The sequence below is a fragment of the Dubosiella muris genome, assembly GCF_004793885.1.
In the GTDB taxonomy this organism is placed as follows: Bacteria; Bacillota_I; Bacilli_A; order Erysipelotrichales; family Erysipelotrichaceae; genus Dubosiella; species Dubosiella muris.
In genome coordinates, this window is sequence record NZ_SRYG01000004.1 from 99565 (window position 1) to 122084 (window position 22520).

The 22520-nt window shown below is 55.1% G+C and carries 20 protein-coding genes; 4 read left to right on the forward strand and 16 right to left on the reverse strand.

What is annotated here, in order from left to right; all coding sequences use genetic code 11:
• Positions 1-44: 44 nt before the first annotated feature.
• The 8 genes from E5336_RS02970 to E5336_RS03005 all read right to left on the reverse strand — a co-directional run bounded on the left by E5336_RS02970 (position 45) and on the right by E5336_RS03005 (position 9782).
• Complete coding sequence (locus tag E5336_RS02970) at positions 45-953, reverse strand: SPFH domain-containing protein (protein WP_422110297.1); 909 nt, start codon at positions 951-953, stop codon at positions 45-47.
• Positions 953-1390 carry an NfeD family protein gene (locus tag E5336_RS02975; RefSeq protein WP_135979603.1) on the reverse strand — a complete coding sequence of 146 codons (438 nt, stop codon included), beginning with the start codon at positions 1388-1390 and terminating at the stop codon, positions 953-955. Before E5336_RS02975 ends, E5336_RS02970 begins: the two co-directional genes overlap by 1 nt.
• Positions 1391-1394: 4 nt before the next feature.
• Complete coding sequence (locus E5336_RS02980) at positions 1395-1772, reverse strand: hypothetical protein (RefSeq protein ID WP_135979604.1); 378 nt, start codon at positions 1770-1772, stop codon at positions 1395-1397.
• A gap of 116 nt (positions 1773-1888) precedes the next feature.
• Positions 1889-2599 carry a response regulator transcription factor gene (locus E5336_RS02985; protein WP_135979605.1) on the reverse strand — a complete coding sequence of 237 codons (711 nt, stop codon included), beginning with the start codon at positions 2597-2599 and terminating at the stop codon, positions 1889-1891.
• The gene (locus E5336_RS02990; protein WP_277820761.1) at positions 2592-5183 is read right to left on the reverse strand and encodes a sensor histidine kinase; all 2592 of its coding nucleotides are present in this window, start codon (positions 5181-5183) and stop codon (positions 2592-2594) included. Before E5336_RS02990 ends, E5336_RS02985 begins: the two co-directional genes overlap by 8 nt.
• Before the next feature lie 146 nt (positions 5184-5329).
• Complete coding sequence (kdpC, locus tag E5336_RS02995) at positions 5330-5926, reverse strand: K(+)-transporting ATPase subunit C (RefSeq protein WP_135979606.1); 597 nt, start codon at positions 5924-5926, stop codon at positions 5330-5332.
• A 12-nt stretch (positions 5927-5938) separates the two neighbouring features.
• A complete protein-coding gene (gene kdpB, locus E5336_RS03000; protein ID WP_135979607.1) occupies positions 5939-7993 on the reverse strand; it encodes a potassium-transporting ATPase subunit KdpB in 2055 nt (684 codons plus the stop codon).
• Positions 7994-8006: 13 nt separating this feature from the next.
• The gene (locus E5336_RS03005) at positions 8007-9782 is read right to left on the reverse strand and encodes a potassium-transporting ATPase subunit KdpA (protein WP_277820762.1); all 1776 of its coding nucleotides are present in this window, start codon (positions 9780-9782) and stop codon (positions 8007-8009) included.
• A 222-nt stretch (positions 9783-10004) separates the two neighbouring features.
• On the opposite strand from E5336_RS03005, the gene E5336_RS03010 reads away from it, so the two are divergent.
• Both E5336_RS03010 and E5336_RS03015 read left to right on the forward strand, forming a co-directional pair.
• The gene (locus E5336_RS03010) at positions 10005-10691 is read left to right on the forward strand and encodes an AzlC family ABC transporter permease (protein WP_135979608.1); all 687 of its coding nucleotides are present in this window, start codon (positions 10005-10007) and stop codon (positions 10689-10691) included.
• On the forward strand, positions 10684-10998 hold the full coding sequence (locus tag E5336_RS03015; RefSeq protein ID WP_135979609.1) for a branched-chain amino acid transporter permease: 315 nt from the start codon (positions 10684-10686) through the stop codon (positions 10996-10998). Before E5336_RS03010 ends, E5336_RS03015 begins: the two co-directional genes overlap by 8 nt.
• A gap of 295 nt (positions 10999-11293) precedes the next feature.
• Here the strand turns inward: E5336_RS03015 and E5336_RS03020 are convergent, their stop codons facing one another.
• Together E5336_RS03020 and E5336_RS03025 are read right to left on the reverse strand one after the other, a co-directional pair.
• Complete coding sequence (locus tag E5336_RS03020; RefSeq protein ID WP_168353528.1) at positions 11294-12028, reverse strand: GntR family transcriptional regulator; 735 nt, start codon at positions 12026-12028, stop codon at positions 11294-11296.
• A 794-nt stretch (positions 12029-12822) separates the two neighbouring features.
• Positions 12823-14160: an MATE family efflux transporter gene (locus E5336_RS03025; protein WP_135979611.1), complete on the reverse strand. Its 1338-nt coding sequence runs from the start codon at positions 14158-14160 to the stop codon at positions 12823-12825.
• Positions 14161-14268: 108 nt separating this feature from the next.
• Here E5336_RS03025 and E5336_RS03030 point away from each other — a divergent pair, with 108 nt between their 5' ends.
• Together E5336_RS03030 and E5336_RS12350 are read left to right on the forward strand one after the other, a co-directional pair.
• A complete protein-coding gene (locus E5336_RS03030) occupies positions 14269-15642 on the forward strand; it encodes an MATE family efflux transporter (protein ID WP_277820763.1) in 1374 nt (457 codons plus the stop codon).
• Between the two features lie 15 nt (positions 15643-15657).
• A complete protein-coding gene (locus tag E5336_RS12350) occupies positions 15658-15813 on the forward strand; it encodes a hypothetical protein (protein ID WP_168353529.1) in 156 nt (51 codons plus the stop codon).
• Positions 15814-15883: 70 nt separating this feature from the next.
• Here E5336_RS12350 and E5336_RS03035 read toward each other — a convergent pair whose 3' ends face one another.
• From E5336_RS03035 to E5336_RS03060, 6 genes are all read right to left on the reverse strand, one after another.
• A complete protein-coding gene (locus tag E5336_RS03035) occupies positions 15884-16099 on the reverse strand; it encodes a hypothetical protein (RefSeq protein ID WP_135979613.1) in 216 nt (71 codons plus the stop codon).
• Between the two features lie 77 nt (positions 16100-16176).
• Positions 16177-16926 carry an ABC transporter ATP-binding protein gene (locus E5336_RS03040; RefSeq protein WP_135979614.1) on the reverse strand — a complete coding sequence of 250 codons (750 nt, stop codon included), beginning with the start codon at positions 16924-16926 and terminating at the stop codon, positions 16177-16179.
• On the reverse strand, positions 16919-17788 hold the full coding sequence (locus tag E5336_RS03045; protein WP_135979615.1) for an ABC transporter permease: 870 nt from the start codon (positions 17786-17788) through the stop codon (positions 16919-16921). The genes E5336_RS03040 and E5336_RS03045 overlap by 8 nt, the downstream gene beginning before the upstream one ends.
• A gap of 1 nt (position 17789) precedes the next feature.
• Positions 17790-18776, reverse strand: a complete 987-nt coding sequence (locus E5336_RS03050; RefSeq protein WP_135979616.1) for an ABC transporter substrate-binding protein — start codon at positions 18774-18776, stop codon at positions 17790-17792.
• A 595-nt stretch (positions 18777-19371) separates the two neighbouring features.
• Positions 19372-21003: an ATP-binding cassette domain-containing protein gene (locus tag E5336_RS03055; protein ID WP_135979617.1), complete on the reverse strand. Its 1632-nt coding sequence runs from the start codon at positions 21001-21003 to the stop codon at positions 19372-19374.
• Between the two features lie 63 nt (positions 21004-21066).
• Entirely contained in the window at positions 21067-22392 is a 1326-nt protein-coding gene (locus tag E5336_RS03060) for a helix-turn-helix domain-containing protein (RefSeq protein ID WP_168353530.1), read from the reverse strand.
• Positions 22393-22520 lie beyond the last annotated feature (128 nt).

The window sequence follows — 22520 nt, forward strand, 5'->3', positions numbered from 1 at the left end:
AGAACGATCGCCATATCGTACATCCAAATCCTTTCCTTTTGCCCTTAGTTTTCTTTCGACTCGACAAATTCCTTGGACGCCGTCAAAATCGTCGCCAGGTTTTGCAGCTCGCTTGGCACCACGATCTTGGTCGCGGTTCCGTTGGCCAGATCGCTGTACGTTTTCAAGCCTTGCAGCGTCAAATACTCCTTGGTCGGATTGGCGTCCTTGATCATCTGGATTCCACGCGCCTGCGCCTCGTAAATGGCCTCCATCGCCTTCGCCTTTCCTTCCGCCTCGGCGATCATCGCTTCCTTTTTGGCGGTCGCGTTCAGGATCGTTGCCTCTTTCTTTCCTTCCGCGGTCAAAATCGCGCTGCGTTTTTCGCCTTCCGCCTTTAAAATCGACTCGCGGCGTTCCCGCTCGGCGCGCATCTGCTTTTCCATCGCTTCCTGAATATCCTTTGGCGGAATGATGTTTTTCACTTCGACGCGTCCGACTTTGATGCCCCACGGATCGGTCGCCTCATCCAAAATGCTGCGCATCTTCGTGTTGATGATGTCGCGCGACGTCAGCGTTTCGTCCAGCTCGAGGTCGCCGATGATGTTTCGCAACGTCGTGGCCGTCAAATTCTCAATGGCCGTGATCGGCCCCACGACGCCATACGTGTACAGCTTCGGATCCGTGATCTGGAAGTAGACGACCGTGTCGATCATCATCGTGACGTTGTCTTTCGTAATGACTGGCTGCGGCGCGAAATCCTTCACGACTTCCTTGAGCGTCACCTTGTTGGCGACCCGGTCGATGAACGGGATCTTGAAGTGGATGCCCGTGTGCCACGTGGCATAGTAGGCGCCCAGCCGCTCAATGACGTAGGCGTTGGCTTGCGAAACGATGCTGATCATGCTCATGAGAATGGCCACGATGAGCACGATCGCCAAAACGATCAAAACGATTTTTACAATAGTCATCATTATTCATTTCCTTTCCCGAGCGCCTCCACGATGAGCTTGGCGCCTTCGATGTTCAATACTTTCACCTTCGTGCCCTTTTCAATCGTCTCGTGCTGAAACGACACCGCCGACCAGTACGAAGAGAGCACGTACACTTCGCCCCACTGGTCCTCCCTGATTTCCCTTGTCACCGTGCCGATCTGGTGAATCATGCGATCGGCGTTGGTCGGCACGACGTTGCCGCGCAAGTAACGCGACGCGATTGGACGGACGATGAGCATCGCCAAAAGCGAAACCAGCACGAACGCCACGACTTGCACAGCCACCGACAAACGCAGGATGGCCAGCAGCGCCGCCACCACCGCGCCCAGCGCAAACCACACGCTCACCAGCGCGGTTGGCGTCAAAAGTTCAATCAGCACAGCCGCCAGCGCGGCCGCGATCCAAATCAAAACCATCTTTTCATCCCTCTTTTCCCATTCCGTCTCCACACTCGATTTCCAGCAAATTCTCGTTTTGGTTGAAGGCGGCCGCGTATTTGCAGCCGTCCACCGGCACATGCATCGACGTGTAGATCTCGTGCATGATCGCCTTGTTGCTGATGCGTCCATACCCTTTCCCTAGCGAAAGCTTTTGCAGCTGTTCCCTTGGAATGACGCCAAGCTCGATCGTCGCCTTCGGAACCGGCTCGATCGCCACCCGCTTTCGTTCCAGATCCAGGCCGATGCGCACCCAGCGGATATCCTGAAAAAACGTACAAGCCGCGGCGTTGAGCGTGATATTGGTCGGATAAAACGTGACTTGGCACGTATAGGAATTTCCATTGATCCATTGATACACGTTTTCACTTCCTTCTGGTTCCAGTTTATTATTTCTCTTATTTTTTTGCAAGTTAAATTTTTCACAATTAATTCATCTTCGCTTAATAAAAAAAGGACCCCTGAAAAAGTCCTTCGTTACGACATGGAGGCGGCCTTCAGCATCCGGTATCCCACACCGATGTGCGTTTGGATGCACGAAGCCTTCTTGTCGATTTTCTCGATCTTTTTGCGCAGTCCCGCGACATACACCCGCAAGCTGGCGACATCGTTTTCCTGGCTGTGGCCCCAGATGCGGTTCGTGATTTGCGTATGCGTCAGCACCTTGTCCAGATTTTGCAGCAAAAGCGTCAAGATCTTATACTCGATTGGCGTCAAATGCAGCGGCTCGCCATTGACGCTCGCCACGCCGCGCGCCAAGTCGACTTCCAGCCCGCCGTTTTTCAAACAGGCATCCTCCATCCGCGGCCCGGTTTCCATTTGCGCCAGCCGCCGCTGCGTCACCCGCAAACGGGCCAGCAGCTCGTCCACCGAGAACGGTTTGGTCAAGTAGTCGTCGGCCCCCTGGTCGAGCGCCTCGATTTTGTCCTGGTCCTCGTTGCGCGCGCTAATGACGATAATCGGCACTTGCGACCACGAGCGAATCGTCTCGATGACTTCCAGCCCGTCCATATCCGGCAGTCCCAAGTCGAGCAAGACGATATCCGGCCGGTTGGACAACGTCTGCATGAGCGCATCCTTGCCGTTTTTCGCCATGTCGTATTTGTATTCGTGCAGTTTGAGCGTCGTCGCCATCAAGTGGCGGATCCTGGCGTCGTCCTCCACGATCAGCACTGTGTTTTTATTCATGTAAATCCACCTTTCGATACGGCAGCGTAAACGTGAACACGCTGCCTTTGGGCACATTGTCCTTTACCTCGATCGTCCCGCCATGGGCGTGCACGATCGACTCGCAAAGCGAAAGCCCGAGGCCAAGCGAGCGCCGGCTGTCGACGATTTCGTGGTCGCCGCAGTAAAACCGTTCGAACACCCGCGCCTTGACGGCGTCCGGAATGCCCTCGCCCTCGTCTTTCACCTCGACGCGCACCCGTTCGCCCTCCTTGCGCCACGCGATCTCGATTCTCGATCCGGACGGCGTGTATTTGATGGCGTTGTCCACCAGATTCACGAGCACTTGCATCACGAGTCTGGAATCGGCTTCGACAAACAAAAACGGGTCGCCGTCCGTCGCGATTTCGTGATCCTCGTTGTGGCGGATGTGGCCCAGCGCCTCCTCCACCAGCTCCTCGAACAGCTCCAGCGTCGGATGCAGCGCCACCTTGCCTTCCTCGATCCGGGTGATGGCGAGCAGGTTTTCCACCAAACCGATGAGCCAGTTCGACTCCTCGTAAATGTCCTCGATCGTCTGCCTTCGGGTAATTTCGTCCATCCCGGCCTCGTTATCCAGCAAATTCGACGCGTTGCCCGAAATCGACGTCAGCGGCGTGCGCAAGTCGTGCGAAATGGCCCGCAGCAGGTTGGCGCGCGTCTGCTCGTTTTTCGCCAGCATCCGCGCCTGTTCCTTTTCGGCCCGGCTTTGAATGCCTTCCAGCGCGAGGGCGCATTCGCCAAGCACCGACAAGACGATGCTTTGCTCCAGCGGGTCGAGCCGGGCGCCTTCGTCCATCGCGATCCCGACCACTCCGTACACCTTTTCGTTCAGACGGACCGCCAAATACAAACACTTGGCGCTGGACAGCGTGTCGGTGCTCGCGCCGGCGTGCTTGTTGTTGGTGGCGCACCAATAGGCAACCGCCCGCTCGTTGGGCGTCAGCAGCAGTTCCTTGCCCTCCCCATACACCCGGCCATGGCCGATGCGGCGCTTGGCGTAAGCGTATGTGACGATTGGACAGTCCAGCAGCTGGCGCAGCTGGGCCGCGCCAATCTCGAACACCACGTCCTCTTCCTCGACGCTTTGAAGCAACTGGTTCGTTTCGAGCAAAACTTTCGTCTTAAACGCCGAGCGGGCCGCGCTTTCGGCGCTTGAGCGAATCTTTTGCGCCATGCGGCTTGTCAGCAGCGCCGCGGCAAACATAAGCGCGAGCGTCAAAAAGTCCCCGGCGTGCAAGGCGTGGAACGAATAGCGGGGCGGCGTGAACGCGAAATTGAACAAAAGCACGGCCACCAGCGAAGTCACCAGACCGTTGAAGGCGCTGGCCGACAACGTGGAGGCGAACAACACCCCGAGCACGTACGTCGTGAGGATCGCGGTTTTCGGAAAGCCGCTCATCTCGAGCGCCAGGCCGGCTATCGTCACAAAGGCGAGAATGAGCACGCTTTTCAGCAGCGCGCGCGTCGGCTTCATGACGCGAAAGAGCTTTTTCTTTTGCGCCTTGTAGCCCGCCTTGTCGGGAATGATGTACACGTCCAGGTCGGGCGCCTGGCCAATCAGCCGCTCCGTCAGTGTCGGCGATGGAAAAAAGCGCGGCTTTGAAACGGCGCTGCGCCCCAGGACGATTTTGGTCACATGCGACAAGCGCGAAAACGTGGCGATTTGCTCCGCGATATCCTCGCCATACAGCGTTTCGATGCGCGCGCCCAGCTGCTGGGCGAGCCGTTTATGGTTTTCGAGCCGCTTCTCGTTTTCCTGCCCGCGCCACTCCTCGTCGTCGCGCTGTACATACACGGCCGAAAACCGCGCTTTGAAGGCGGCAGCCATCCGGGCGGCGGTGCGGATGATGCGCTCGTTGCTTGGCGACGAGGACAGGCAAACCAAAATGTGCTCGTCGCCTTTGGGGGCCGACGCCCCCTGGAGCCGGCTCACCCGTTCGGCGCAGCGCCGCAAGGCGATTTCCCGCAGCGCCCGCAAGTGGTCGAGCGTGAAAAAGTTGTCCATCGCCTGCATCGCCTGGGCGGGGGCGTAGATTTTTCCCGCCTTCATCCGCTCGAGCAGCTCTTCCGGTTCGATATCGACCAGTTCCACCTGGTCGGCTTCGTCAAAGCTCGAATCGAGGATGCGCTCGCGTACGCGCACGGTCGTGATGGCGGCGATCGTGTCGTTCAGGCTTTCCAGATGCTGCACGTTGACGGTCGTGTACACGTCGATGCCGGCGTTGAGCAGCTCCTCGATGTCTTTGTACCGTTTGTGGTGGCGGCTTGAAGAGGCGTTGGTGTGCGCCATTTCGTCGACAAGAATCAAGTCGGGATCGCGCGCCAGCGCCCCATCCAAATCGAACTCCTCGACGGCCACGCCGTTTTCCTGGTATTGTCGTTTGGGCAGCGCTTCCAGTCCTTCCATGAGCGCGAGCGTCTGCGCCCGATCGTGCGGTTCGACGTAGCCAATGACGACGTCGCGGCCAAGCGCCTTGGCTTCCCTGGCGGCGACGAGCATGCTGTATGTCTTGCCCACGCCGGCCGCGTAGCCGAAAAAGATTTTTAAATGCCCTTTTCTCAAGTGGATTCCCTCCTTTAGCGTTCATCTTACACGATTGACTGCGGGAAACTCAATTCAAATCATCCCTCAAAAAAAGCCAGCCAAATCCATGGCTGGCCGTACGATTTTATCGTCTTGTTTCCTTGTTTTTTCCGTTTATTTAAAACTTAATGTCCGATTTCGTCGAGCTTCAAATTGACCTCGAGCACATTGACGCGATCCTCGCCAAACAAGCCAAGCCACGCCTTGCTCGTGCAGGCGTCGATGACGTTTTGGACTTCCTTCTCGCTGATGCCTTTGGCTTGGGCGATCCGTTTGACCTGCGCCTTGGCGGCCTTTGGCGAAATGTCGGGATCGAGCCCGCTGGCGGAGCTTGCCAGCAAGTCCGCGGGCACGTCTTTTGGATCGACACCGAGTTTGACGGCCAGATCTTCCCGTTTGTTGGAAAGGTCCTGCTGGTAGGCTGAATCGGAGCGCACATGGTTGGCTGGCGCCCCATAGACGAGCGGCTGGCCGAACTCGTCCTGGAAGCTTGTGACGTCAATGGATGCCGGGCGTCCCCACAAGTGGTCGTCGTCCTTGAACGGCTGGCCGATCGCGGTCGATCCAACCACGACGCCATCTTTTTCAACGAGGCTGCCGTTGGCCTGGGCCGGAAAGAAAAGCTGCGCCAAAATCGTGACGCTTCCCGTGTACAGCACGCCGCAGACGAGCGTGAACAACAGGAAGAAGCGGACGCAAGGTTTCCAAAGGGTTGAAAGCATGATTGAACCTCCTTATATGCAGTTGATCAGCAGATCAATGAGCTTGACGCACACAAACGGCGCGACGAGTCCGCCCAGTCCGTAGACGAGCAAGTTGCGCGACAGCAGCTTGCCGGCCGGCAGCTCTTTGTATTGGACGCCACGCAGCGCCAGCGGGATGAGCGCCACGATGATCAAGGCATTGTAAATGACCGCGGACAGGATCGCGCTTTGCGGACTGGCCAGTCGCATGATGTTGAGCACGTCAAGCTGCGGATACAAGCCGACAAATAGCGCCGGAATGATGGCGAAATATTTCGCGATGTCGTTGGCGATGGAAAACGTCGTCAAACTGCCGCGTGTCATAAGCAGCTGCTTGCCGATTTGCACGATTTCGATTAGCTTGGTCGGCGAGGAGTCGAGGTCGACCATGTTGCCGGCTTCCTTGGCAGCCTGCGTGCCGGTGTTCATCGCCACGGCCACGTCGGCTTGCGCCAGGGCGGGCGCGTCGTTGGTGCCATCGCCCGTCATCGCGACGAGGTGGCCTTCCTGCTGGAACTTGCGAATCATATCCAGCTTGCCTTCCGGGGTCGCCTCGGCGAGAAAGTCGTCGACGCCCGCTTCCGCGGCGATGGCGGCGGCGGTCATCGGGTTGTCGCCGGTAATCATGATCGTCTTGATGCCCATTTTGCGCAAATCGCTGAATTTCTCTTTGACGCCTTCCTTGATGATGTCTTTTAAATAGACGACGCCGAGGATCTTGTTGTTTTTGACGACCACAAGCGGTGTGCCGCCTTTGGTGGCGATGGCGTTGACGACTTCGCGTGTTTCGAACGACACGTGACCGCCCGCCTTTTCGACGAATTTCATCATCGTGTCGGCGGCGCCTTTGCGGATTTGCACATCCTGGAAGTCGACGCCGCTCATCCGGGTCGCGGCCGTGAACGGCACGAACGTCATGTCCTTGATTTCCTGCTCGCGCAGTCCGTACTTTTCCTTGGCGAGAATGACGATGCTACGCCCTTCCGGCGTTTCGTCCGCCAGCGAGGAAAGCTGGGCGGCCTGGGCGAGCTCCATCTCGTCGGTGTGGTCGACGGGAATGAATTCGCTGGCCTGCCGGTTGCCCAGCGTGATCGTTCCGGTTTTGTCAAGCATGAGAATGTCGACGTCGCCGGCCGCCTCGATGGCGCGTCCGCTCATGGCGAGCACATTGGCCTGGTTCAGGCGCGACATGCCGGCGATGCCGATGGCGGAAAGCAGTGCCCCAATCGTCGTGGGCGCCAGGCACACGAGCAAGGCGACGCACGTCGTGATGGATACCGGGTTGGTGGCGCCTTCCATCGTCGCGGAAAACGCCGAAAACGCGTACAAGGCGATCGTCACTAAAATAAAGATCATGGACAGCGCGATCAAAAAGATTTGCAAGGCGATTTCGTTGGGCGTCTTTTTGCGGTTGGCGCCTTCCACCATCGAAATCATTTGATCGAGAAAGCTGTTGCCGGCTTCGTTGACGACTTGCAGTACGATCCAGTCCGAGAGCACGCTCGTGCCCCCGGTCACGGCGCTGCGGTCCCCGCCGGCTTCACGAATGACGGGCGCGGATTCGCCAGTGATGGCGCTTTCGTCCACGCTGGCCGCCCCAAGCACGACGTCGCCGTCGGCCGGAATCGTCTCCCCCGCTTTGACAAGGACGAGATCGCCTTTGTGCAAGTCGGGCGAGCAGACGGTTTCGACGGTTTCCAAATCGTCGAGCGAAGCCACGCGGCGGGCCTCCACTTCCTTTTTGGAGGAGCGCAGGGCGTCGGCCTGGGCTTTGCCGCGGCCTTCGGCGATGGCTTGCGCGAAGTTGGCGAACAGCACCGTCAGCCACAAGATGATGGCGATGGTGAAGATGTACGCGGTCGGGGCGTCCTGGATGCCGGCGAGCGCGAAAAAGAAGAAGACGGTCGTCAGCCACGCGCTCAAGTACACGAGAAACATGACTGGATTTTCGACCTGGGTTTTTGGTCCCATTTTTTTTACGCTGTCGATGAGCGCCGCCTTGATCATGGCGCCGTCGGCGAACGATTGTTTTTGTTGATTGTTCATATCGAATACCTCATCAATGGATCATTTGCGTCCACTCGGCGATTGGTCCGAGCGCGAGCGCCGGGAAGAAGCTGAGCGCCCCGATCACGACGACGATCAGGATCAGCAAAAAGACAAACAAGGCGTTGCTTGTGCAAAGCGTTCCCGACGTGCTGGCGACCATTTGCTTGCGACTCAAGTGCTGGGCCATGAAGATGGCGGCTGCCATGGGCACGAAGCGCGCGAACAGCATCATCGCGCCCAGTAGCGTGTCGAGCAAGACGGTGTGGCTGACAAATCCGCTCAAGGCGCTGCCGTTGTTGGCGCCCGCCGATGTGAAGGCGTACAGGATTTGCGTGAACGCGTGCGGCCCGGAAGCGGACACGCTATCCATCGTGGCCGGGTCCAGACAGGCGATCGTGCTTCCGAGCAAGATCGCGAATGGCGCGGCAAGCACCATGACGACGGCCCACTTCATTTCATACGGCTCGATTTTCTTGCCGGCGAACTCGGGCGTGCGGCCGACCATGAGGCCGGCAATAAAGACGGTCAAAATGACGAAGGCGAGCATGCCGTACAAGCCGCAGCCCGCGCCGCCGAAGATGACTTCGCCTAGCTGCATGACAAGCAGCATGGCCAGCTGCGCCACAGGCGACGTGCTGTCGAGCATCGCGTTGACCGATCCGCTGGACGCGGCGGTCGTAAAGCTCGACCAGATGCTCGAACCGACAATGCCGAAGCGGGTTTCCTTTCCTTCCAGCGCCATGGCGGGATCGAGGCCAAGGCCGGCGTGCTCGCCCAGCGCGATGACAAGCGTGGAAAGCAGCAGGCAAATGAGCATGGCCCAGAAAATGGCCCGGCCCTGCTTCATGTCTTTGAGCGCCTTGCCAAAGGTGAAGCACAGCGCGGCGGGAATGAGCAGGATCGAAACGACCTCGAGCACGTTCGTGAACGGCGTCGGGTTCTCGTATGGATGGGCGGCGTTGGTCAAAAAGTAGCCCCCGCCATTCGTCCCGCTTTGTTTAATGGCGATTTGGCTGGCGGCAAGCCCCGATGGCAGCGCCTGCTCGGTGATGATTTTCGCGTCGGGAACGATCGTTCCGTCGACGATCACGACGTCGTGTTCCTCGTCGATGATGGCGTTTTCAATCCACTCCCCTTTGGCGTTGACGGCGACTGGCTCCAGCAGTTTGGCGGTTTGCGTGCCGTTCATCGTCTGGACGACGCCTTGCGAAACGAGCAGCAGCGAGAGCACGAGGTTGACCGGGATCAAAATGTAAAGCAGAATCCGGGTCATGTCTTTCCAGAAGTTGCCAATCGTGCCGGTTTTCGTTTGGATGAGTCCGCGCACGAGCGCGAAGAGCACGGCCATGCCGGCGGCTGGCGCCAGAAAGTTTTGCACGCTCAGACCGAGCGCCTGCACGACGGGTGTCATTTGCGTTTCGGGCGTGTACGACTGCCAGTTCGTGTTGGTGACAAACGAGGCGGCTGTGTTGAACGCCTGCGCGATGTCCATGCCGACAAAGCCTTTGTCGTGGACAAGGCTTGCTTGCGTGACGAGCATCAAAAACAAAACGAGGAAGCCGATCAATGAAAACAGCAGCAGCGAGCTTAAATACCGCTTACCGTTCATTGGTTTGTCGGGGTCGATTCCCAGCACTTTGTAGGTCGCCTTTTCCAGCGGACCGACCAGTCCGGTCAGGGCGTTCTTTTTTTCAAACATGACGTTGTACATGTAAAGGCCGAGCGGATAGGCGAGCGCGCCGACCAGAAGCACATAGACGCCATAGCGTATGACAAGTGCCATCATTGCGCGTCCCCCTTTAACAAAATCACGATATACCATATCAATAATCCGATGGCGCATAGCGCCGACAGTGCGATGAGTATTGGCATCACAAAACCCTCCTAATGGACCTTATGATAGGCTTTTTTTTGTAAAATTGGCGTTAAGGAAAAGGCGTTCGTATAAAGATTGTATAAAGATGGCGGCTGATTTGCGTATAATGAAAGGAAAAAGGGAGGAAAGGGTATGGGAAAACATGTATACGAGGCCATGAAAGCGACGATCCCGGTCATGATGGGCTATATCGTGCTTGGCTTCGCGCTTGGGATGCTGCTGCAAAAAAACGGCTACGGGTGGGGCTACGCGCTGTTGATGAGCGGGTTGATTTACGCGGGGAGCATGCAGTTTGTCGCCATCGACTTGCTAGCGGGCGGGGCCTCGCTGATCAGCGCCGCGCTCATGACGATGGTCGTCAACGCCAGACACATCGTTTACGGTCTTTCGATGATTGGAAAATTTAAAAAAATGGGGTCTTACAAGCCCTACATGATCTTTTCGCTGACGGACGAAACGTATTCGCTGCTGGTGGGCGCGAAAACGCCCGAAGGTTGTGAGGAAAAGAAGTTTCTCTTTCTCGTTTCCCTGCTCGACCAATGTTACTGGGTGCTGGGAAGCGTGGCGGGCTCGCTCATCGGCTCGATGCTGACGATCAATACGACAGGTCTCGATTTCGCGATGACCGCGTTGTTTGTCGTCATCGTTGTGGAACAGTTTTTCACGTCAAACAGGCATCGCTATTCGTATTTGGGTTTTGGGGTAAGTGCCATTTGCCTTCTGTTTTTTGGAAGCGCCTCCTTCCTCATCCCTTCCATGATTGGCATTGGGATTGGTTTGTCGTGGTTGTATGGAAAGGAAGGAAAAGCGCGTGAATGAACTGATTTTGATTGGCGTCATCGCCCTCGTGACGTTTGGAACAAGAGTGCTGCCGTTTGTCGTCTTTAAAAACCAGAAAAGCCTGTTCATCGCGTATTTGGGCGATGTGCTTCCCTTTTCCATCATGGCGATGCTTGTCGTGTACTGCCTGAAAGATGTGGATCTGTTGAGAGGAAATCATGGCGTTTGTGAAATCATCGGGGTGGCGAGCGTCGTTTTGATCCACTTGTGGAAACGGAATACGCTCTTGTCGATCCTTGCGGGCACACTGATTTATATGGGGTGCGTGCAAGTCCTTTTTGCTTGAAGACGCTCCTTCAATAAAACTCTGCTGAATTTATTTTGCAGAGTTTTATAGGGTGGATCTATTCATTTTGATCTTTTTTAATAATTTTCTCATGTTTCGCGTTCATCCAGATCGACTCCGCGATTCGCTCTCGCTCTTGAGCAGAAAACTTCTCACCAACACTTGGCTATTGTAAAACTCGTTCCAACGCTTTCACGGCTTCTCCTTTGACAGGCATCAAAATCGCTTTCATATTTTTCCTCCTTGTATGACGCAAAAGCGTGTTGAATCTTTCGAATCGACACGCTTTTTTTGTTCATTGTGAATTGAGCTCCACCGAGAACGAGTACGCGTCCCCGCGGTAATACGCCAGGGTGAACTCGATCATCTCGTTGGCTTTGTTGTAGCCAAAACGCGTCCGGACAAGCAGGGCGTCGTTTTCCTTGATTTCCAGCTTTTGAGCGATGTCTTTCGGCGCGTTGATGGCTTTAAAGTTTTCCACCGCCCGCACAGGCTGCTTGATGCCCCGCTCATTTAAATACTCGTACAGCGACTCGCCATAAGAGGACGGATCCAGCGGCATATCGAGCGATTTGGCGAAATACGTTTTAAAATAGACGATTGGTTTGTCGTTGCCGGTTCGTACCCGGCTGACGCAAACCAGCTTTTCGCTTGGCAAAATGCCAAACGCCTTCGCGCCTTCTTCGGGCACGGGTTCCTCCCGGATTTCAAAATTCCGGGTTCCCGGTTCCATATGGACGGCGCGCATCTCATCCGTGAACGAGCGGATTTGCGAAAAGCGTTCCTCGATCGTGTGGTTGTAAATGACGTGCGTGCCTTTCCCCCGGGAGCGCACGACATACCCTTCCTTTTCCAAATCCGAAATGGCGCGTCGAACGGTGATTCGGGACACGTCGTATTTTTTCTCATATTCCACTTCGGATGGGATCTGGTCCCCGTATTGGTAAACTCCGTGAATAATATCGTTTTTAATGAGCGCTTTCAGCTGGACATACAGCGGAAGCGCCTCCTTGCTAAAGTCTAGATTCATTGCATCATCCCTCATTAGAAACCGCTTTTTGGCCAGAGCGCGGCAGACTCGATTTCCTTCCAGACGTTTGTCTTATATCATTATACCAAACCAGCGAAAAAAATAAAGAAGCAGGTGGGAAGTCTGCTTCTTTATCGGATTAATTATTTTACAATTAAGTGAATTTAGAGGAATATTACTACAAAAGGTATCTTCATCATCGAGTTATGGGAGCTCTACTCGATCAATCACAATACGGCTGCTAGGGATATTATATGATCTCGTTTGTGATGTATATCTTATAGATTCGATGATATTCCAGCGTTCGGCCCTCGTTTCGGGAAGAAATAACGCACTATATTGTATCTGGCCGAAGACTGGTTTCAAGAGGTTGTTTCCGATCGAATTATTCGTGTTGCATAGGTTGGGAATTTTTTTTATTATCTGAGGATCGGCTTGACTTTTGGAGACTTCGCTCCATAGTTGATGCGGTTTATTGTTTCTATTTAGCGATGCCCTCCATTTCTAGTAACAAGAAATCCGCTTTTGTATTTGCTGCTGGTGTAAGCGATTTCTTTTACAGGTACATCATACCATATTCCTACAAAAAAGCTAGTATTTACTTGAGTAAAATTTCGATTTTTTTTCACTTTTTTCAATCTTCCTCAAAAACCAATAGATTTTACCGAGGTAAACAAGTTGTTTACTCTCTAATTATCAAATTAAATCGTTTTTATTTGAAAACAAATTGGTAGTTCCTTTGACTTTTTGGACGAACATTCCATTACCCGGGTAAAAAACATCAATTTCCCCACTCAAACAAAAACGGAACGTTCCGCACCCGTTTCCGGTATTTTCAGCCATTTGCGGCTGCGCAGCCGATACACAAACAAGCAGCCCCGGACACCTAGTTCAAACGCCATCGCGAACCACACGCCCGGCAAGCCGTAAACCGGAGCCAACACGATGGACAGCACGATGCGAACGCCCCACATGCTCGCCAAATTGTACAAACTCGGCATCAACGTGTCCTTGGCGCCCCGCAACGCGCCCGCGATCACGATCGACGCCGCGAAAAACGGTTCCGCGAACGCCTCGATTCGCAGCACCTGCACGCCCAGCGCGCGCACCTGCAAATCGTTGGTCATCGTTTCGAAAAGAAAAGGAGCGAGCATGTACATGCCAAGCGCCGTCACCGACATGATCCCGACGCCCAAAAGCGTGGCCATATCGGCGAAAGCGCGCACCGCGCCCCAGTCTTTCGCCCCGACGCTTTGTCCAACGAGCGTCGTCGCCGCGCTGCCAATGCCATATCCAGGCATATAGCACAAGCTTTCCGCCGTGACGGCCAGCGAATTGGCGGCCACCGCCACCGTGCCCAGCGGCGCCACGATCCCGACAATGACGATTTGCGCCACATTGACGACCGAATGCTCAATCGCGATGAGCGCTCCAATCGCGAACGCGGTACGCATCGTCTGTTTTTGCCAGCGCCAGCTCCCCTCTTCGCGAATCGTCAGGATTGGCGAGCCAAAACACATTTTGCCCACCATCATTCCCGCGATCACGACCTCCGAGGCCGCCGTGCCAAGCGCCGCCCCTAAAACGCCAAGACCGCATCCAAAAATGAAAAACGTGTTGAACACCACGTCGAGCACGCACAACAACATATTGAGGGCGCTGGGCGTTTTCATATCGCCCGTGCACTGAAGCATATGGGACGCCATCTGCCGGTTGAGCACAAAAAACAACGAGCACGCGTACACAAGAAAATACTGGGACGCCATGACGCACACCGTCTCGCTGCCCCCAAGCCAGCGTGGAAGCGCCCCGCTCAACGAAACGGCCGTTCCGCTCAATCCCAGCGCGATCAGCGCGCAGATCCCCATCGCCTGCCGCATCGTGTCCCGCGCCTGCCTTGGCTGGCGGGCCCCGACAAATTGCGCCACCTGCACCGCGAATCCCGCCGCCACCGCCATGCCGATCCCGTTGATCAGCCACGTCGTGCTCGCCACCAGCCCGATCGAGGCCGAGGCGTCCGCTCCCAGCGAACCGACCATGCCCGCGTCGATATACTGCATGACAATCGACGAGATTTCCGCCAGGATGGCCGGCACGCTCAATCGCAGCACCATCCACATTTTTTCCTTCATTTCGGCATCCCTTCTTTCTCGTTCATTTTAACAAAACATCCCATACTTTTCACCTTGATGCGCGCTATAAGTTTTGCGTATAATGGAACGACGAGGAGGGTAAAACTTATGAAGGAAAATAAAATGGGAACGATGCCCGTCAACCGGCTGCTCATCTCGATGTCCATTCCAATGATCATCTCGATGCTCGTGCAGGCGCTTTACAATGTCGTGGACTCGATGTTCGTGGCGCAAGTCAGCGAAAACGCGCTGACGGCCGTATCGCTCGCCTTTCCCTATCAAAACCTGATGATCGCGGTCGCGACCGGAACGGGAGTCGGAATCAACGCGCTGCTATCCAAGTCATTGGGCGAAAACGATAAAAAACTTGTCAATAAAACCGGCTGCAACGCCGTGTTTCTCGCGCTTGCCAGCTGGGCGGTCTTCGCCATTCTCGGGCTGGCGTTTTGCCGGACCTTTTTTCAAATGCAAACCGGCGTCGCGGAAATCGTCGATGGCGGCACGGCGTATTTACGCATTTGCAGCGTGATCTCCATCGGTCTGTTCGTGCAAATCGCGTTCGAAAAGCTGCTTGCCTCCACGGGCCGCACGACGCTGACGATGTTCACGCAAGGCACGGGCGCCATCATCAACATCGTGCTGGACCCCATCTTTATTTTCGGATGGTTCGGCATGCCCGCCATGGGCGTCGCCGGCGCGGCCATCGCGACCGTGATCGGGCAGCTTGCCGGCGCCTCGCTAGGCATTTGGCTCAACCATCGCTACAACGATGAGCTCCACTTGTCCTTTCAAGGCTTCCGGCCGGACACCCGCGTCATTAAAAAGATTTACAGCGTGGGCGTGCCCAGTATTTTAATGGCCTCGATCGGCTCGGTCATGACGTTTGGTATGAACAAGATCCTTATTGGATTTTCCACGACCGCGGCCGCGGTCTTTGGTGTGTACTTCAAGCTGCAAAGCTTCATCTTCATGCCGGTCTTTGGATTGAACAACGGACTCGTCCCGATCGTGGCCTACAACTACGGGGCGCGCCGGCCGCAGCGCATCATTCAAACCATCAAGCTTTCCATGGTGTACGCCACGGGCATGATGGCGCTTGGCTTCGCGGCGTTCCAGCTCTTTCCGCAAAGCCTGCTTTCGATTTTCAACGCCTCCGACACGATGCTTTCAATCGGGATCCCGGCTTTGAAAATCATCTCGCTCCACTTTATCCTGGCGGGATATTCGATCATTTGCTCCAGCACGTTCCAGGCTTTGGGCCATGGCGTCCTTTCCTTGCAGATGTCGCTGGCGCGCCAGCTCGTCGTCCTGCTGCCGTGCGCGTTCGTGTTCGCCCAAACCGGGGTGCTCGACTATGTGTGGCTCGCCTTCCCGATCGCGGAACTCGTATCCGTCGCGATGGGCACATTGTTCCTGCTTCGTATTTTCAAGCACGAGATCGAACCGCTGCGAAACAACGAGCTTGTATTTGAAACCAAGTAGCGTCATAATACGAGTATGAACTACTTAAGCATGGCGTTTTATTTCGCCGCCTCCGGCTTGCTGGTGGCGTTCGCCTTTACGAACAAGACCGGCTTTTTGATTGCCGGTGTCGTCAGCCTGGCTGTCGCGGTCGTCCTGGGCAAACTGGCGAAAAAAAACAAATCCAACTAGAAAGACGTCTTCACGGGCGTCTTTTTTCGTTTACCCAAAAGAAAAAGGCGTCTTCACACGCCTTGATTTCTTATTTGTGCTCGCTGACTTCCACTTTCACTTTGTGGTTCATCGGATCGAGATCGTATGTGATCTTGGAAAAATCTTCCTGATGGTTCGCCACGATATCCCGTACCGTATCGAACACCTCGTCCTCTTTGTCCGCGTGCTTGCAGTCGTATTCGATCGACGTCACGACCGACTTCTTCACAGGAACGCTATTTAATTCATCTACCATTGATTTCATGACAATACCTCATTGTTTATTCAGGCAAACCGCCTTTAAACCAGTATAGCATATCTTTTTTCTTTTCGAAACCTGCATTATACTTCATAAAACGCCAGCAAATCCGCCGGCTTGAGTTTTTCCTTCTCCTCCCTGGAAAAATCCTTTATGATTTTGCCATCGTTGAAAATCAAAAGCCGGTCCCCGTATTTCAAGGCGTCCGTCATATTGTGGGTAATCATTAGCGCCGTCATCTTCTCGCGCCGCACAAGCTGGTCCGTGATTTCCAAAATCGTCTTCGCGCTTTTGGGATCGAGCGCCGCCGTATGCTCGTCAAGCAGCAGCAGCTTAGGCGGATCAAGCACCGCCATGATCAAAGCGACCGCCTGCCTCTGCCCGCCCGAAAGCAGACCGATCGGCGTCTTGAGCCGCTCTTCCAGCCCCATATGCAAATCCTTGAGCTTTTCCTTGAACAGCTCGACGTCTTTCTTTTTGACCGCGATCGAAAACAGCGACGTGCCCGCGTGTCCGGTCAGCGCCAGGTTTTCCTCCACCGTCAAGCCGGCCGCGGTGCCCTGCGCCGGGTTTTGGAACAGCCGGCCGATATGTTTCGAGCGCACGTGCACCTTCTCGTTCGTGATATCCTTGCCGTCAAGCGTGATCGTGCCCGACGTCACCGGCACCGAACCGGTTACCACGTTGAAAAACGTGCTTTTTCCCGCCCCGTTGCTGCCAAGGATCGTGACGAACTCGCCCTCTTTGATGTGCACCGACACGTGGTCGAGCGCCGTCTTTTCCAGTTTTGTGCCTTCATTGAAGACGACATTCACATCGTTTAACTCAAGCATGGCGTTTCCTCCTTTTCGAACGCAAGTACGGAATCGAAATCGTGATGGCGACCAGCACCGCCGACACGAGATTCATGTCCGTCGCCGCGAACCCCAGCTTCAAGGCGAACGTGTACAGCAGACGGTACGCGACGGCGCCAAAGATCGAGGCGGCAAGACCCGCCGCGATCGTGTGGCGGCGAAACACCGCCTCGCCCACGATGATGCCGGCCAGGCCGAGCACGAGCATGCCGGTACCACTCGTCACATCCGCGAAGTTCTGGTACTGCACGAGCAGCGCGCCCGACACCGCGACGATGCCGTTGGACAAGCCCAGCCCTAAAAACTTCATCGCGTCCACGTTGATGCTCGACGACCGGATCATCTCCTCGTTGTCGCCGGTGGCGCGCAGCATCAGTCCCAAATTCGTTTTAAAGAACCAGTACAGCAGCAAGCCGATGAGCGCCACGATCGCCACCAGCACAACGAGCTGCGTCTTCGAGTTCGACAGTAGCGTCCACACCGGCTTGAGCGTGTTGGAAAACAGCGACACGTTAGGCGCCCCGCCCATAATGCGGATGTTGATGGAATACAGCCCGCTCATTGTCAAAATGCCCGCCAGCAAAGGCTGGATGCGCATTTTCGTCTGCAAAAAGGCCGTGACGCAACCACAAAGACAGCCGGCAAGAAAGCCGGCTATCAAGCCCAGGATCGGATGGCCGGCCAGCGTGCACATCGCGCACACGCAGCCGCCCGTCGCGTACGAACCATCCACGGTTAAATCGGGCGTGTCCATGATCCGGAAGGAAATGTACTCCCCCAGTGAAAGCACAGCGAAAATCAAGCCGAGCTCGCACGCCTTGGTGAGAATGGCAATCGACATGCTATTCTCCCACCATGATCAAGTTGTCGTCGTTTTGGATTGCTTCGGGCAGCGTGACCTTCAACTGATCCATGTACGCCTTGTTCACATAAATATTCAAGCCGTCTTTAAACACCTTGACAGGAATGTCGCCGGCTTTTTTCCCTTTTAAAATCTCGTCGACCATGTTCGCCGTTTCGCGACCCAGCTCCTCGTAGTTGATGCCGACCGTCGCGAATCCGCCATCCTGCACCATCGAGTCCGCGCCCACGTAGTACGGAATTCCCGCGTCCAGCGCGATTTTCGAAAGCGCCGCCATGCCCGAGGCGACCGTGTTGTCGTTTGGCGAGAACATCGCGTCGACCTTTTCCGCCAAAACGGAAGCGGAAGACTGGAGCTCAGTCATGTCTTTGCCCGTGCCCTCGATCAGCTCGATGCCGTTGGCCTTGCAGTATTCCTTCGCCTTCTCCAAGTTGGAAACCGAGTTGGCCTCCCCCGCGTTGTACAGGAAGCCCAGCGTTTTCAAATCCGGGTTGATTTGTTTGGCGAGCGCCACGATCTGGTCGATTTGCACCTCGTCGCTCGTTCCCGTGATGTTGCCGCCCGGCTTGTCCAGACTTTGCACAAGACCGGCGCCTACCGGATCGGACACGGCCGAAAACACGACCGGAATCTCCTCCGCCTCGTTGGCGGCCGATTGCGCCGTCGGCGTCGCAATTGCGACAATGACATCGCTCTGCTCGTCCGCGAACTGCGACATGATCGAATTTAAGTTGGAAGGCTGTCCAGCCGCGTCCGCAAAATTGTATTCCACCGTCTCGCCGTCTTTGTAGCCTAGCGTTTCCATCTGGTCCACGAACGCGTCGCGAATCGTGTTCAGCGACGTGTGCGACACGATTTGCGCCACGCCGATCTTTGGCGTCTTTTCCGTTTGTGCCGCCGAGCAGCCCGAAACCAGCGTTGCCGATAAACAAAGTGCGCTCAAAACTTTTAAAGATGTCTTTTTCATATGCTCTCTCCTCTTTTTTTCTTAGCACTTTCATAAAATGGTTTAAATAAAAAGTCCCGCGCCTCAAAAACGAGACACAGGACAGAATTTCAATTTCTGCGGTACCACCTGAATTGGCATACGACATACCCACTTTACGAATGCTATCACATTCTTCTTTCTGTAACGGGAAAGCCCCGGCTCGGCTACTGGGATTCACCTCGCCCTCCGAAGTCCATTTGCAGACTCGTTGCCACCCGGCTTGCACCATCCCGGACTCGCTAAGACACGTTTTTCTGTTTGATCTCTTCTTCAACGGTTTGATTTATGGCTGTATCATACCCCCGTTTTTCGCATTTGTAAAGCGAAAGAATGCGCTTTTTGAAACAAAATGTAAAAAATGAAAGAAGGAGATCGTTTTCATTCCGGAATCCGCAAATTCTCCAGATTGAACTCGACCGTCCGATCCGGTCCGCTTTGTTTGCGCAAAATCTTGATGCCAGCGCCATAATGTTCGTTCGATTTTTCTTCGCAACATATTCTCACCTCAATGTCGTTATATAGAAAAAGTGTAAAATACGACACTTTTTCCAAAACAAGACTCTCATAGGTGTTTTCACCACCGTTTTTTCATTTCCTCTTTCAGCGCTTCGAGCGTGATCGGCCGCAACGTTCCATTTTTGACGAGCAGGATCTCGTCGTAGCGCGCCGCCACATCCGGGTCGATATGGTGCGACACAGCGATGACGGTTTTGGCCGGATCGTTTAAAAACGCCATTTCGATGGACTGGCGGGTCGCCTCGTCGATAGCGGAAAACGCCTCGTCCAGCACGACCCATTCCTTGTCGGAGGCGATGGCGCGTCCGAGCACGACGCGCTGGATCTGCCCGCCGCTGAGCATCATGGAATCGCTGTCGAACACCTCGTTTTGCCGTTCGTTCAAATCCATCAAACGCACCTGCTTTAAAACCGGCTCGACAGGTTTGTCCTTGCCGAGCACGATATTTTCTTTTAGCGTCATCGGAAAGAGCGAGAGCGTTTGCGACACGTAGGCGATGTGGGAAAAATACGATCCGTAGCGCACCTGGTCGAGCGGCGCGCCATCGGCTTTCACGTTCGATGACGGGATTTGTTTGAGCAGCAGCTTGAGCAGCGTCGACTTGCCTTCCCCGCTTGGCCCGACGATGAGCGTCTTGCTGCCTTGCCTGAACGTGTGGCTCACATCGTGGAACACCGTCTTTCCATTGGGATACGCGAAATCGAGGTGGTCGAGCGTGATGGAACGCAGTGCGGGAAGCGAGATCGTCTCGCACTTGTTGTGCTCGAGCACGTGCTGTTCCTCCGCTTCCATTTCCTCGAGCAGAAACCGGCTCGACAAGATGCGGTTTTTGAGCGTGGCAAACTGGAAGATCGGATTGGCGACCATGTTGGACACTTGCACGACGGCCATCAAAATGGCGACCGTCATATGACCGGTCGAGATGAGCAGCGCGCCAAAAACGAGCACGCCGAAAAACATGAACTGGCCGATGCCGTCGTTGAGCGCGTCGCTGACGACCAGAAAGCCGTTCGCTTTGTCGCTGGCCGCCCGCAAGGCGCGGTTTTCCTTTTGCAGCGAGCGGGAATACAGCGTTTCCACGTTTTCGTTGCGGATGTTTAAAAAGTTTTTATAAAAATTTTTAATGGTTTGGATCCAGCGCTCCTTTTGCGCAAGCAGCGTCTTCTGGTTCGATTCCAGCCGCGGCGCGAAGCGCTTGTTCAGCCAAAGCGTCAGCCCGGTGCACACATACATAAAGACGAGCATGAGCGCGTTGTAGGACAAGATATACACGCTGCCGACGACAAAGGAGATGACCAGGTTGATCATGAGCATGTACGAATGGACGCATTTCTCGATGATCTGGTCGGCTTTGTTCGTCATCGTGTTGATGAACGCGCTCGAATCGCGCGCCTCCATCTCGCTTGGGCTCATCCGCATCGACCAGTCGCCAAGCCACATGAGCAAATCGTAGCGCGCCTTGTTTTCAAATTTTTGCATGAGGGCGCTTTTGATGGAGGAGGCCGACACGTAGACCACCAAAAACAAGGCCGTTATCCCGCCCAGCTCCATCACGCTTTCCCACGTCATCTTTCCACCAACGAGCTCGCCCATCAAATACGCCTTTCCTAGCTCGGCGACTGCGAAAACGATGACCGAGACGACGACCGCGACAAACAGTCCCGGATTTTTTCGAATAAAACGGATCATGAAATTCCCTCCTGATGACGGTATCGTACCGCCTGGTTTTGTCTTTTTCCATGATCCGTTTTTTTAATCTTTTTCGCGCAATCCCACAATGGAGCGCGTTTTTTGTTTGCGCCGCTCCAAAGCGAGCAACCGCCGGTGATACGTTTCGACCCGGTCGACGCGGCCAAGCTGCGCGTTCAAGTCGATGAGCCGCTCCAAAAAGAAGCATTCCCATCCCGGCTCCTGATGGAGCGCCATTTCCGAATACACGATTCCCAGCGCCTCGTCGGCTTTTTCGAGTTCCCCCTCGCTCCACGCCAGCGCGCCTTCGACAAAATAGCGAACGAGGGGCGCCGTTTCGCGTCGCAGGATCCATTCGCTCCACTGACGAACGTGGTGGGAATCGTCCAGCCGCAAGTAGGAAAACAGGAGATAAAAGTACAACGCGAAATCGACATGTTCGCCAAACTGTTCGATCGAGCGTTTGGCGAACACGATGGCGTTCATGTCGTCCTTGGCGAAAAACGCGGTTTGCGCCAAATTGTCGAGCGCCTGACGCTGAATGAACGTGTTTTGGGTACGAACCCCTTCCTCGTATAAATTCAGCAGCGCCGCCTGCGCGGCTTCCCGCTCGTTGTTGCGGGCCAAAAAGATGGCTTCCAGCAGCGCGAGCTGCAAAAACTGCTCGCTGGAAGCGGTGGCAAACACGAGCTGCTGGCAGCGTGCAAGATGATTGCGCGCGACCTGGTCGCAGTTGAGGATCATCGCGGTGTCCGCCATGCGCAAATGCGTCAGGTACGACGTCTTGTCGAAACAAAGCGCCCGTTCATAACACGTCCACGCCTGTTCGAAACGAAGACATTCGTACCATGTGTCGCCGGCCAGCTGTTCGTATACCGCGCGCTGACGATTGGAAAACAAGTCCTTGAACGCGGCGATTTCGTCGACTTTGGCGCGCAGGGCCTGTCGCTCCTCCTTTGTCCAAATGGTTTTCATCAACCCCTTTTTGGCATACACCATCGCGTACAGCTCGAGCAGCGCGTATCCGGCGAAGAAATACGAGGCCTTCAGCTGCGGATTGCGCAAAAAGGCGTCCAGCTTGTCGAGCATCCGCTCGATATCGACGAGGTGGAAATGGCGAATATCGTCCAGCTGTGTGGCGTAGGCGTCCAGAAGATGCCAGTTGTCGAGAAAGCTTTCAAACCCGAACACCTGCGCGATCTGGTCCATTTCATCCGGAAGCAAAAGCGTTTCCCCGAGCTCGACGCGTCGGATCGTCGAGTACGACATATGCATCGTATGACCGAGATTTTCAAGACTCCATCCGTTTTGCTGGCGGTAAAAGCGCACAAAACGGCCGAAAATCATCGCCTTTTGGTAAAATTCCTTTTGATTGTGTTCTTTTTCCATAAGGGTATTATAGCGAACCCCTTCCCCGTCGCCCATTCCATTTTTCAATATTTTGCCGGTTTTCCCACAAGCGGAAATCAAAAGTGCGTATTTTGCCCTTTTTCGCTCTATGAAAAATGCGTAAAAAG